This window comes from Acinetobacter sp. X9 (assembly GCF_054889255.1).
On sequence record NZ_CM142679.1, the window covers coordinates 3,169,082 to 3,182,485 of the forward strand.

The 13,404-nt window shown below is 37.0% G+C and carries 12 protein-coding genes; 2 read left to right on the forward strand and 10 right to left on the reverse strand.

Annotated features, from left to right (window positions below; all coding sequences use genetic code 11):
• Positions 1-29: 29 nt before the first annotated feature.
• The 4 genes from ACYU0V_RS15090 to ACYU0V_RS15105 all read right to left on the reverse strand — a co-directional run bounded on the left by ACYU0V_RS15090 (position 30) and on the right by ACYU0V_RS15105 (position 2,810).
• Positions 30-821: a class I SAM-dependent methyltransferase gene (locus ACYU0V_RS15090; RefSeq protein WP_104075471.1), complete on the reverse strand. Its 792-nt coding sequence runs from the start codon at positions 819-821 to the stop codon at positions 30-32.
• An 11-nt stretch (positions 822-832) separates the two neighbouring features.
• Positions 833-1,498 (reverse strand): tRNA (adenosine(37)-N6)-threonylcarbamoyltransferase complex dimerization subunit type 1 TsaB, encoded by a 666-nt coding sequence (gene tsaB, locus ACYU0V_RS15095; RefSeq protein WP_104075470.1) that lies wholly within the window; start codon positions 1,496-1,498, stop codon positions 833-835.
• 135 nt (positions 1,499-1,633) lie between these two features.
• Positions 1,634-2,161 (reverse strand): gamma carbonic anhydrase family protein, encoded by a 528-nt coding sequence (locus tag ACYU0V_RS15100; protein ID WP_284087015.1) that lies wholly within the window; start codon positions 2,159-2,161, stop codon positions 1,634-1,636.
• A gap of 22 nt (positions 2,162-2,183) precedes the next feature.
• Complete coding sequence (locus ACYU0V_RS15105) at positions 2,184-2,810, reverse strand: CoA pyrophosphatase (protein ID WP_014208431.1); 627 nt, start codon at positions 2,808-2,810, stop codon at positions 2,184-2,186.
• Between the two features lie 114 nt (positions 2,811-2,924).
• Here ACYU0V_RS15105 and ACYU0V_RS15110 point away from each other — a divergent pair, with 114 nt between their 5' ends.
• Positions 2,925-3,473: an NUDIX hydrolase gene (locus tag ACYU0V_RS15110; protein WP_461848092.1), complete on the forward strand. Its 549-nt coding sequence runs from the start codon at positions 2,925-2,927 to the stop codon at positions 3,471-3,473.
• 50 nt (positions 3,474-3,523) lie between these two features.
• Here the strand turns inward: ACYU0V_RS15110 and filF are convergent, their stop codons facing one another.
• The 6 genes from filF to filA form a co-directional block, all read right to left on the reverse strand.
• Positions 3,524-5,464, reverse strand: coding sequence for a putative pilus system protein FilF (gene filF, locus ACYU0V_RS15115; RefSeq protein ID WP_069124127.1), 1,941 nt, complete (start codon positions 5,462-5,464; stop codon positions 3,524-3,526).
• Positions 5,465-5,483: 19 nt separating this feature from the next.
• Positions 5,484-6,797 carry a putative pilus assembly protein FilE gene (gene filE / locus ACYU0V_RS15120; protein ID WP_461848094.1) on the reverse strand — a complete coding sequence of 438 codons (1,314 nt, stop codon included), beginning with the start codon at positions 6,795-6,797 and terminating at the stop codon, positions 5,484-5,486.
• The gene (gene filD, locus ACYU0V_RS15125) at positions 6,791-8,455 is read right to left on the reverse strand and encodes a putative pilus system OmpP1/FadL family transporter FilD (RefSeq protein WP_069124124.1); all 1,665 of its coding nucleotides are present in this window, start codon (positions 8,453-8,455) and stop codon (positions 6,791-6,793) included. Before filD ends, filE begins: the two co-directional genes overlap by 7 nt.
• A gap of 12 nt (positions 8,456-8,467) precedes the next feature.
• The gene (gene filC / locus ACYU0V_RS15130; protein WP_068564831.1) at positions 8,468-9,661 is read right to left on the reverse strand and encodes a putative pilus system protein FilC; all 1,194 of its coding nucleotides are present in this window, start codon (positions 9,659-9,661) and stop codon (positions 8,468-8,470) included.
• A 45-nt stretch (positions 9,662-9,706) separates the two neighbouring features.
• The gene (gene filB / locus ACYU0V_RS15135) at positions 9,707-10,540 is read right to left on the reverse strand and encodes a putative pilus system C39 family peptidase FilB (protein WP_060466200.1); all 834 of its coding nucleotides are present in this window, start codon (positions 10,538-10,540) and stop codon (positions 9,707-9,709) included.
• 312 nt (positions 10,541-10,852) lie between these two features.
• Complete coding sequence (gene filA / locus ACYU0V_RS15140) at positions 10,853-11,692, reverse strand: putative pilus system protein FilA (protein ID WP_060466201.1); 840 nt, start codon at positions 11,690-11,692, stop codon at positions 10,853-10,855.
• 358 nt (positions 11,693-12,050) lie between these two features.
• Between filA and ACYU0V_RS15145 the strand changes: the two genes are divergently transcribed.
• Positions 12,051-13,403, forward strand: coding sequence for an anthranilate synthase component I family protein (locus ACYU0V_RS15145; RefSeq protein ID WP_461848097.1), 1,353 nt, complete (start codon positions 12,051-12,053; stop codon positions 13,401-13,403).
• The last annotated feature ends 1 nt before the right edge of the window (position 13,404 follow it).

The following is a 13,404-nucleotide window of genomic DNA, read 5'->3' on the forward strand; positions in this document are numbered from 1 at the left end:
CAAGCAATAAAACCTAACCTTACATAAGCCTACTGAAAATACGCATCAAAACGACAAGCATCCCCTTGCCATTGATGAGCTGGCTCTTGATTTGCCAAGAAAATAGCATGGCGTGGCCGCTTAACGACTACACGTTTAGCAACTCTCTGTGCCAAAACTAGCAAATTATCCCCCAAATCCATCTCACCATCTTCGGGTAAAAGAAGATGTAAAAGCTGCATTTGTTTTTTGACTTGAGCTTGTTTTTTAATTGCTTGTTGATTCTGGTCGCGCTGTGGGAACATCGGGTCAAGATAGACTACATCAACCGTTTTTACTTCTTGATGTAATTGCTGTAAATAGCTTCCAGAGTCAGCAAAGATCAGTTGAATACGATCCATAAATTGACTTAAAAATGGATCATGTTCCGCCTGAGCTTTTGAATCTTCAAGTAAAGTAAATAAAATCGGATGGCGCTCAACGAGCTGGATTTGGGCACCTAGATAAGCCATAAGTAAGCTGTCATGGCCTAAACCCGCTGTTGCATCAACCAGTACTGGCTTTTCACCTAACTGACAAGCACGGGCAATCATTTCCGATTTAAGACTTGCACGTTTTAAACGTGGAATTTCAGCTTTCCAGTCGGGTTGCATTTTCATGCCATTAGCAGATAACCATAATCCGTTTTCATCTACACAAAGGGCAATTTCAGGATTGAAGCGTAAAAACCGCGCATTCAGCTTTTCAATTGGCTGTAAATCGACAGTCACCCCTCTAGAACAAAGCACAGCTTGGTAGTGCTGTGCTTGTTCTTGAAAATCTTCTTCAAAATATATATGCATGAGTACTGCCTTTATTTTGCTTTACCCTGATCCGCTATCTTTTTCCACGCATCATCACGTAAATAAACTGGCAAAGCATGCTCGGCATCCACCCATTGCTTTTGTGCAGCATAGACACGTGCAATAGAAGCAATATCCTGTGCAGTTGCAGTGATTGTTTGATGCTCTGCATCAGCTTGAAGTAACTTTGCGCCCGAACCAATTAAGCAATGTTTTGCATAAGCAGCTGCTGACTCATAGCTCATTAATTTTTCTTCATCAATACACTGCATAATTCCTTGTTCATCTAGAACAAAACTTGCAATGTAAACTTCGTTCATACGTGCATCGAGCACCGCAGTCACCTGCTCCAAACCTTCAAGTCGGTATGCCGCTTGTGCTAAAGCTTGCAATGTAGAAACGGGAATTACTGGTAAATCTTGTGACCAAGCTAAAGCCTGAGCAACAGCAGCATTAATTCGAACACCACTAAAAGAACCTGGCCCACGGCTAAAGGCAATCGCATCCAAACCAGCAACTTCAAGACCTGTTTGTTGTAGCCCCTGCTCAATCATAGGCAAAATGGTCTGGGTTTGTGCTTTCGCCCGCGTATCGAGTTGAAAAAACAGTTCTTGGGTTTCATCGATTAATGAAATGGAACATTGCTCGTTTGCAGTTTCCAACGCCAGCAATTTCATGCACAACCTTAGTATTAAATCAGATTAAAAACGAGGGTTATGATACCCCACTCGGCTCTGATAGGCGAGTTGTTCTATCTCTAAATAAAAATGCCAAGCTTGTGCTTGGCATAGAAAATAACTTATTAAAAGATTTTAAAAGTGAAACTCTTTTAAATCTGCATAGCTCTTAAAGTGTTCAGCATAATGTAATGCGCTCAAGCGTATTTTCGCTGCCCCATCTTCATCTAAAGTTTTGACAATTTTGCCTGGTGAACCCATCACTACTGAATTATCTGGAATCATCTTCCCTTCAGGAATTAAAGCATTAGCACCGATAATACAATTTTTACCAATCACCGCCTGATTTAAAATTACGGCGTTCATACCAATCAAACTATTATCACCAATCGTACAACCATGCAGCATGACTTTATGACCGACTGTGACATATTCACCAATATTTAACTCAAGTCCAGCATCAGTATGTAAGACAGAATTTTCTTGAATATTAGAAAAATCACCAATTCGAACTACACAGTTATCAGCACGAACTACTGCACCAAACCAAATACTGACCTGACGGCCTAGTTCTACTTGCCCAATAAGCGTTGCAGTTGGAGCAACCCAGCCATCCCATGGCTCATGTAAGGCTTTTGGGTGCTGTCCTTGATAGCTATACATCATAATTTATCAATCCTGATCTTTATTTTTTATGAGAAAACTTTGGCATTCCAAAGGTTGGTGAGTTAAGTAAAAATGGCCAATCTTTTTGATAACCTAGTCCATATTTAAACAGAGCAACTAACATACGAGCAGTTAACCCCCAAATAATTTCATTATCAATCTGTAAGCTTGGAAAATATAAAGACTGATGAGCATATCGAACTTCATAAGGTGTTGGACGCGTCTCGATAAGTTGCTGTAATGGGACAAAGAAAATTCGATCAATTTCGGTAGGCTGAGGTATTAAAGTGACCTCAGGAGGAATAAGCCCAACGATCGGTTTTACAGACAAACCGCTTCTTGCACGCTGCATCGGCAAATCACCTAACAACTGTACATCAAACGGATTTAAAGCTGTCTCTTCCTGAGCTTCTCTTAACGCTACAACAATATTGCTAGTATCACTAGGATCACGCTTTCCACCCGGAAAAGAAACTTCCCCCGCATGGTTGTTCATATGTATTGAACGGCGTGTAAGCAGTACCTTTGGATCATTCTCATTCGTAATTGCAATCAGTACTGCTGCTTGTGCTTCTTGTATGCGGGTGGAAAAGCGCAATCTTTGCTGTAACTTTTGTGTTAGCAAGTGCTCTTCCATACCATTCACCTATTATTCTATCTCTCTTTGCATCATATCTGAAAATCAAACTTAGGGAATAGAGTTGATGCGTAAGTCTAAAAATTCAGTTATGCTGAGTCATCTCTATACTCGATGATAATTATGAGTTTCTGTGTAGCGTGTGGGCATAAAACCGAACAAAAAATTCCTTTAGGTGATCATAAAGTACGCCGTGTTTGTACTCATTGTGGAAATATTCACTATGAAAACCCCAAAGTAATCTGCGGTGCCTTAGCGTTATGGGAAGACAAAATATTACTCTGTCGTCGTGCGATTGAACCTCGTTATGGATTGTGGACATTACCTGCTGGCTATATGGAATTATTTGAAACCATGGAACAAGGTGCAGCACGTGAAACTCGTGAAGAAGCAGAAGCCGAGATAGAAATAGAACAACTTTACTGTATGTACAATATTCCGCGTATTGGTCAAATTTATGTTCTTTTCAAAGCACAGCTGAAAGATGGCATTTTTGGTGCTGGTGAAGAAAGCATCGAAAGTCGGTTGTTTGAAGAGCATGAAATTCCATGGGCAGAACTAGCCTTCCCTAGTGTCGAACATACATTAAGACATTATTTTGAAGATCGTAAGAAACAAGTTTTTCCAACACATCTTGAAACTTTGGGGACTCGTTTAGACCATACAGGTTAATCACTTGAATCATAAAAAAGACCGCATAGCGGTCTTTTTATTTTGTTTAATTAAGATTTAATTTTGATTGCTTTACATGCTGGAATAGACTGATCTGCTAATTTGATTGTTACTGTACCAACAATACGTTGTGCTAATGCTTTCTCTTCATCAGTTGGTGCTGGAATTACTTTATCAATTGCATTATAACTCGCTTGTGCAGCTGCATGAGCGTTATACCAACTAGCCAGCCCTTTTGCTCCATTATTAAGATTAATACTATTATTATCTACTTTATTTGCCAGTAAATTAAATAAATTCAGTTTTGCAGTTCCTGCTGATGGTCCAATGAAAGTCAATCCAATCATCGCACCATCAATATTCGAAAATTTTGGATTTGCTAACATCATACGAATATAAACTGAGCGATCAGAGTTTGTCGGATCATTTAGTGTCGCAGCAGTCGTACCAATACGGTATTGCTGTACACCCAAACTATCAATTAAATTGTTGCCTGTAACTGTGGCACATTGCCCTGACATATCAGTAGTTGTGGCATTTGGTTTAATATCAGTTCGGATATCGCCATGTTCATCAATAACAATACCTAAATTTACAGGCTGTGCCGCTGTTTGCGCAAAATTAAAAGTTAAATTTGCATAGAGTGGAAAAATATAATTTTCTCCAGTTTTAACATTCCCAGCAGTTTTAAAAACACTACTTTCTAAAAAACTAATCTTATTTCCTTTATAAATATCTACTCCCCCATTATAGTTTTCTCCACCCAGAGTTTGCCGCCAACGGCCATAATGTTGAGGATTTCCAGTATTCAGATTCGTCAAGGTTTTATATACAAATTCATTTCCTGCAATAGCATAATCATTAAATAATTTGCCTTGATAAATTTGTATGTCTTCATTTGGATTATCCGATAGACTTAAACGAAGAGGTGTAGTTGATTGAATTTCTCTGCTGATTGGATGAAGCCAAGTATTTTGGGCATTAACATTCATTTTGACTGGTTTAACTTTTCGTACAAGATTTAAAGGATCTGTTAAATCCTTTCTAACACCATTCCATTGTAAGCCATAACCGAATGTATAACCTTGACGGTCTGTCACTAAGTACATTGAATTTACACTATCACGCAAGGCAGTAGAGGAATTTTTTTCACACTCTTCATATGAGTTAAGATTACATCCTCTAAATAGGAAAACATCGAGAATATCTGTAGCTTCATAAGTTCCCGCATTACTTAAATTAGTTGTTTGCACTACTAATTTATATGCTTCATCATCTGAGATTGGACTGACATCTAGCCAAGGTTTTAAAAGACTCGCATACGCCCCACTTTGAAAATCTGCTGCTGTTACGCTTTGAGAGAGCTTAGTAAGTAGATCCTTTTTCTCATCTGTAATTTCTATAGGCTGTATATCTCCAATCAGATTATCACCTTTTTCAAAACCAATACTTTGGAATATTTTTACCAAAGCAATTGCAACTTTAATTGTTTCATCATTTTTATCTAAAGTCGCAGGTGTTTTACCTGTTATCCCACTTGCTAAATCTAATAGTCTTAAATACACAGGTAATGATGTTTTTTGACTTCCATTATTCACAAAAGCAGTATATTTTCCTATTGTATCAAGCTTCACACTACCTAAGAAAATCTGTTTATCGCTCTTACCTTGTAAATAGAAACGTGCAGTATCACCAACTTTACATGTACCCGTCACGGTCCCCTGTGAAAGGGTAGTGACAAAATGCTGCCCGAGGGCCGTACTACAATCAAAATTAATTCCTTCAACTGGATAATCCAATGCAAACTCAAAGCAATTTGAATCTCTAGTCGAGTTACCACTTACACTTGGTTTGCAACTACCAGAAGTTAGGTTTCCATTATTACCACCTGAATTCGGATCTTCATTAATATTGGAACCACCACCACCACAACCATTTAGCATCAGTGCTAATGTAGTCAGTGCAAAAGGCCAGAAAACTTTTTTATTCATTAGCTATCCTACTTATTTTTTAACGTAATACCGAAATTTGAATTTGTCCCTGATTTGTTAACTCTTTTTCTTCAACATCTACCGCAGAGGATAAAGGTGTCATCATGATATATTTTGCTGAAGGAGGTACTTTTAAAACACCTTGAATTGATGCATGCTGTAATATCGTAGAAGGATAAGATCTGCTTTTGAATCCACTTACACCCTCTAAGATACAGCCTTTATCATCCAAAAAGATGACTAAAGGCCAGTAATATAGGGGATTTTCATTACTAGCAGCAAATGATAGAAACTTTAAATTTTGAACAGAAGGATCTAGTTTGACGACCTCGTATTCAAATTTTTCTTTTAATGGCTTCCGCGGCCACAAATTTACTTCTTTATTTATACTAAGGGTCTTAATTAATTTAGTATAACCTTTAACAAAACATTTATCTTGTTCAAAAGCCCTCTCTAATTCTTCTGAGGATAAGCGCATATATGTTGAAGCTAATACAACAGCGCTTTGCTCATCTTGAGAGTGTCGATTAAAAAGCTGATCTAATGTTGACCGACTAACACCTTTTTTCCGTTCTATTGATTCAGTTCGCCCTAGGCCATCCGGCATAAGATAAAACCGTTTTTTACCCTCTATATTGAATTCCTGATCTTCAAGATACTCATTATTTACATATTCAACATTATCAATCGTTGTAAACTTAGACTTATCTTTTAAAGAGTCTGACGAGGATGGAGCTTGAGAAGAACTTTTTATTGGTGGTGGAACTAAAGTGAGCTTTTTCTTCCATTCATCATTAGGAACTGATTGGGATTTTTCTGTTTCAAGAGATTTCGTTTTCTTCACAGGGATACTTAATTCGCTAACACTTATAGCACTTTCGCTAGTATCTTTGGGTGCAGTCGGTGCAGTCGGTGCAGTCGGTGCAGTCGGTGCAGTCGGTGCAGTCGGTGCAGTCGGTGCAGTCGGTGCAGTCGGTGCAGTCGGTGCAGTCGGTGCAGTCGGTGCAGTCGGTGCAGTCGGTGCAGTATTTAATTTCTTTTGTTTTTGCTGTTCTATTTTTTTCGGTAAATCTCTGTACTCTTTCTCTTTAATAATTATTGGATCTGGGATAATCACAGCCTCATTAAGTGAATTTTGAGGATTTATTTCTATTTTAGAAATAGACTCTTTTTTTTGCTCAATATTTTTACTAGGCACGATCATAGGACGACCATCTGGACCTATAATCGTATAAAAACCATCTGCATAAGATAAAGAAATACTTGCCATCACAATACTTAATATTGAGACAGCAAGTTTAGGGCGAAACATCCATTTATATTGTCTTACCATTTTGTTCTATAACTCAAACCAAGCACTGTAACTTTAGTATTTGTTTTAACATCTAAACCGGCATAAGGGTTTAATAAGATATTATCGACACCGCATTTATTAGATAAAGTACTTGTACAGGCTGGTATGTTGTCTCGACTGCGTAAGAAACCAACTGAAAGATCTAAATCCGTATCGGTATCGAAACGATATCCAACTCCCAGACCAAACAATTGTGCATTATTAATCGGGACCATTGTATTACGTTTGTCATCAGGGATAGCACTAGCACGTGGTTCATAACCAGCACGCAATTTCAACCGATCTGTAGCAGAATACTCTAGCCCAATCCCCCAACTCCAAGGTGAAGTAAACTTTAATGGCAATGCTAAAGATTCTGGAGTTACCTCATTAGATAGAATTCTCGCCACTTGAAGTAGTGAAATCTGACGGTCAAATTCAAATTTAAATTTATCCCATGCGGAATAGTCTGTCCAACCTACATCAAAATTCACTTGTAAATCTGGCAGTAATTTATATTTAATCCCTGCTTGAAAATGGGCAGGGTATTCCAAATCCATTGCTACTAAACCAGATTCTATATTTGGGATATATCCAGGTAACTGTAAGACTCCTGAGGCAACACTACCAGTAGTTGATGAATTAAGTGCAGCAATAAGCTGCTGTGGAGCTTTTGCATTATCTATTAGGTACTTACCTTTCAATCGCATTTTAGCTGAACTTTGATAGACCATACCGAAACTAAAATCATCAGTTGGTTCCCAAAGCAATCCCAAGTTATAGCTAGGACTCAATGATTGCTCTAATGAAACCTGTAATGCACCCATTTTGTTAAATGGATTCATTCCTTCTTGAGTATTACAAATACCTAATAATATTAGATCGGTAAAAAATTCCTTATTATTTTTAAATGGTCTACAAACTACTTCATCAACCATCCTTAGTACACCAATCATTTCATTGGGGAAACGTAGATCAGTGTTTAGGGCTATCGCGTTGTAGGACATACCCACTGAAGCACCAATTGATAAATGGTCATTTACCTGATAACCAAAAGACGGAGATAAATATGTAATACGCTCTACAGCAACTTGTTGCCCCATATAATTACTTGGGTTACCATTTTCCGCACCAAAACCTGCAACTAATGGTGCATACATTGCTGTTGCATAGGTGACTTTCGAGCCTGGTGGTTTATAAGCTATACCAGCTGTAGGAGCAACTAATGGATAACCAGCACCTAAATCAACCATTTTTTTAAGAATGGGTACATATAAGCTGGCATATTCCACATCACCGCGTACAGGTCCTTTGAAATCGGTACAGATACCAACGGAAACCTCCGGTCTATCATTACATACAATAGGGTCATCTGAATAACCGAAAACGTTATATCCAGGTGGTGCAGAGTATTCTCTTTGAATATCAAAGTTCGCTAAAATTCCTTGTACATCTGTCTGCAAGCCGTCAATTTTAGCTAAAGCTGCTGGGTTAAAGTGAACTGCACTAATGCCAGGAGGATCTGCAGTTACAGCATTCCCCATTGAGAGTGAGCGAATATCAACAGCTAGGTTTTGTCCTAATTGAGCATTGGCAAAGCTAGAAAAACCGGAGATTACAATTGCCGCCGTTAAAGGACATAATTTAGGATATTTCACCTTAATATCTCCTTATTTTTGCTTTTTGCCAAAACCTAAAATATCTAACGGGAAAGATAGACCAAGCGAAATATCTGGTGCATCTTCTGTTAAACCAATACCCACCGTACCATTGACAATCGTTTCAGGTGATACACGTACACCTAGAGCAAATGAGAGCATTGCGCTACTTTGATCTGGTGAAGTGTAAGATTCGTTACCATTATCAAATTCAAACTCAGCATCCATGTTGAAACTTTGCTGATAAGACATCGTTAAAGATACATCGTAGTTAAACGAGTAGGCGAAACCAAATGAGAAACCACCGCTAATGCCAGGATCAAATGAAGTTAGAATTCTTCTTCCGTTTTTTCCTCCTCCACGTGCCTGATCAAGGCCTGTTTCTTTAAAACCATAATTGGCAGATGCAGAAGCGAATAAAACGACGGGATCGATATACTTACGAGTACTTGCTCCTACTCCTACAGAGTAATAACCTTTACCCGTAGAGAGCTCATCTAAGCCTATCTCATACGGACTGTCACCCGTTTTGGTGGATAGGCTACCAAAAAGAACTAATGGTAAACGTCCTTGCTTTAAAGGAAATGGTTCCCAACGAGCACCCAAAGCAATATCACCCAAACCAGCAGTAGTTTTATCTTTAATAATTTCAGACTTTGCAACAAAAGGTAAAGTTGCTGAAAGAGTTAAGTTATCAAGAACACCATATTGAAAAGTAAAACTATTTGTTAAAGTGTGGTTTGCATCTTCTTCTACACGTAAACGATTGAGTTGAGAAGAATTATCCGATAAAGCTAAGTCAATTCGAGTATCACGATAATATGTATAATCAAGGTCATAATAAGAAGAAATAACCCCTTTTTTAATTAATGAGTATTGACGCTCATTTGAAGTAAATACTTCTTGTAAATTTGTTTCTTGACTCGCATCACCTTCTTTTTTCTGTAAAGCAGTAGCTGCTTGATTTGCTTCTGGAGTAGCTGATGTAGGTGCAGATTCAGTGATTCCCCCCTCTGTGGTCGGAGCTGTTTTCTGTTCTTGCACTGAATTTGTTGTTGGCATTACTTCTGGCTTTGTACTCACCTCAGGAACAGCTACACTATTTTGTGTACTCGCTTCTGCAACTTGATCATCTGCATAAAGTGTATCTGTAATGGCAATTAAACTTAATGCCAACACACTCATCTTCATCCATCGATTATTCATATTTCTTCCCACCCAATCTATTTATTTTACTAAATTAAAATTTGACTATTTACGCTTGTAATAAAGACGCATATAAGTTTCTATCGGCTGATTATATGTTGGAGAATGGTTATCATTATCCAAGACGCGACGCATCGTTGAAGCTTTGTTTGCTAAACGGTCATAATTAAATGTTGGATACTGCACATCAACAAAAGCATACCGATTGACTGTTGCATCTTCTACATGACGCATATCAGCTTCTTTTAATGCTAATAGATCTTTACGCTGAGATTCAGGAACAGAAATAACAAATAAAGTATTATTGTCCCAGATTTCTTTAAAACGATTTTCATCAAAGCTGATATTTCCTAAAGCAGGATCAGCTACATATACTCTTCCATCTTTATAAGCTTTATATACGACGAAATGTTTAAAACCAGCATATGAAATAGGAACGATTGCAGGTTGACCAAGTTTAACTAAATCAGAAAACTCTCCCCGATAACCGCCACTCTCTAAACCAATTGCAGTAACGAAACGCTTCATATCAAGTAATGAGAAACTTCGACGCTCAATAATACGTTGATATTCGCCGTACTGTAGTAGACCACTCATGGTCTGCTGTTCAGTCAAACTCGTCCCCACATAACCATTTAAAAGTGTAGTAAGAGCAGCTGAACCACAACTATAGTCATAAGCTTGACGAACAATACCTCTGAACTGATCTTCTACAGCTGGTTTAATCGTGACTGGTTCAATATGACTACGGCGAAAAGATAAATTACGTGAATCGGCGGTTTCTGTATAATAAACAGTTCCCGGTGGCTTTTTTTCTATTTCGAAGGCTTCTGTCGCAAAGTAATATATCAATGCCGAGCCTAAAGCAATCTCTAACATAAGCACTTGGTCTAACTGGTGGCCTAACTGGCCTTATTCATTTTATTCTTAGAGCAATAGCTCTACATCCCTGTGTGTTGAAGATACCTTTTTTTTCTGTAAAAAACAGCTTTTTTTTAATCTTTTTGATGAATGTATAGTTTTACTCTATTTAAATTGTTAATTAATTCTCACTTCGATTAATTTCTTATCTAGATATATAATATTCATATAATATTTTTAAATTAAACAATTATATTATATTAAAACCTCTTTTTTCATTTAATAAAAAAAGCGCGTATTAAACGCGCTTTTGTTTTTTGACTTTTAAAATTAGTGTCCAGAAATTGTAATTGTAGAGTTAGCAACATTTAAGCCTTGAACTTCGACATCACCAATTGAAGCAGCTGTACCCAAATGTACACCTTGTAAATATACATTCATTGCTTGAGTACTGTTGTTTTTAATTTCTAGTCCTGTTGTTTTTACAGAAATACCAGCATTTACATCTAGATCACCTGTAGCATTAGCGCCACGTACCATGATTTTGTCAAGTTTGATGGTACCACCGCCAGCAGCATCTTTAATACCAAGATTAGAGATATTTAAGCCACCCTGCAAACTTGAATTCACTTTAATCATTGCACCTTGAGGAGCGGCACCTAACTGAATATTTGCAGTAATTTTACCTAAAGACAAATCTAAACCAGTAATGATTTCTGTTGGCGCTGTTTCAGTGATACCACGAGTTGCTGTAGTTTCATTTACAGTACCAGAAGTACCCACACCAATTGAGCCAACATGCACATCAACAGCACCAACCGTTGCCGCAACGTTTAAGAAAGCACCGTTAGTACCAGAAGCACCATTCGTGTCAATTGCTAAATTTAAAAGTGGATCAGTACCTGTTTGTTTAAGAGTGATACCATTAATTGCGATCGCACCCGCAGTACCTGATGCACCTACAATTCCTGTTGCAGTACCCAAACCATCATTATCATGTAAATATAGTTTACTGATATTAATACCGTCAGTACCTAAAGCAATACCGATATTAATACCATCTTGACCTGTAGCAGCACTAAGCGCAGCATCGTCCATTGACTGCATTGCCATTGCATTTGCGCTGATAGCTAAAGAAGAAACTAAAGCAAGTTTAGTAAACATTTTCATTGAGCACTCTCCCAAGAGCATTTATTTTTTGACTTAACCACTCTCATTGTCTCAAGTTGCATTTTTCTTTATATGGCAACCGAAACTTCCAATCCTTGAGTAGTTTTGCTTAGCAATTACTAAATTACATCTACGTTAATTTTTGTTCAACTAGTGTTGTGCATTTTTTGCCAACTACCCGACAAACGGTACGCTCAAGTTTTTCTTAATAAACCCTGCTAAAAACCATAAATCCTAAGTTAAATTTTCGTTCATTTTATCAGCAAAAAAGATTATCAGTTAAAAGACTTTCTACTGATGAACTACAACTTGTAGTAAACTAATTACTCTCTCCTTAACCACTGTCTCTTATTTAAAAATGTCTCAGTTAAAGAAAAAAATCTCTTTACATGGTAAAAATGCTGCCGATATTTTAAAAAAATTAGACGGATTAAATGGGCTTATTTATTTAAATGATAATAACAATCCAATTGTTGGATTTCTCCCTCAACAATATATTCTAATTCAAGATGAAAATTATTTAGAATTTGAGCGTCAAAATTTTAATGAATATAAAAATATATCAAAACCAAACCAATTAATAGATTTTATTCGGTTTAAAGAAGTTAATTCAAAAAATAATATTCAGACTATAACAAGTTTTATGGGGGGGTATATTGGCTTTATCAGTTATGATTTCAGTGCGCATCAATTTATTAATGGTAAAAATCATATACAACCTTCTTTATTCATAGGCCAATATCGTTCTTTTTTAAAATATATAGATAATGACTGGTATTTTTTTAGTGATGAAGTAGATGCTCTTGATCTATTCTCATATATTGAAAATAAAATACATAATTTTATTTCTAATAACTCTAAAAATATATTTGAATTAAAAACCACCATTCAACCAAGATGGTCTAAAAAACAGTACCTCGATGCTTTCTATAAAATACAAGAATATATTAAGGCTGGAGACTGCTATCAAATTAATTTAACCCAAGAGTTTAAAGCTAAATTTTCAGGATCCTTATTAAATAAAGCTAAAGATCTATGGAAACTTACAAATGCTCCATATGCAGGTTATTTAAAATTAGATGATTTTGAGTTATTAAGTTGCTCTCCCGAGCTTTTCATCGAATTTAATCAAAATAAACAAATTAAAACTAGACCTATTAAAGGCACAATGCCTCGCTATGAAAATATAGAAAAAGATTATATTTCTAAACAAACTTTAAAAAACTCTCAAAAAGACCAAGCTGAAAACGTGATGATTGTCGATTTATTACGTAATGATTTGAGCATTTATGCCAATACAGGATCTGTAAAAACGACAAAACTATTCGAGATTGAAAGTTTTAATCAAGTACATCACATGGTAAGTGAGATCGTTGCGACCCTTAAAGACGATATCAATCCTATGCAAATGTTGCTTTCAGCCTTACCCGGAGGCTCAATCACAGGTGCCCCAAAAATTCGGGCAATGCAAATTATTGAAGAGTTGGAAGAAGAAGCAAGAGGTGCATATTGCGGGACATTAGGGTATTTCAATTTTGATGGAACAGGTCGCTGGAATATTCTTATCCGCAGTTTCCAACAATATCAGAATCAGCTTTCTTTATGGGCTGGTGGAGGTATTACAATTGCATCAAATGCAGAAGCAGAATATCAAGAAAGTCTTGATAAAGTCTCTGCGATGCTGAACTTGATGAACAGCACAGCAGAGTAAA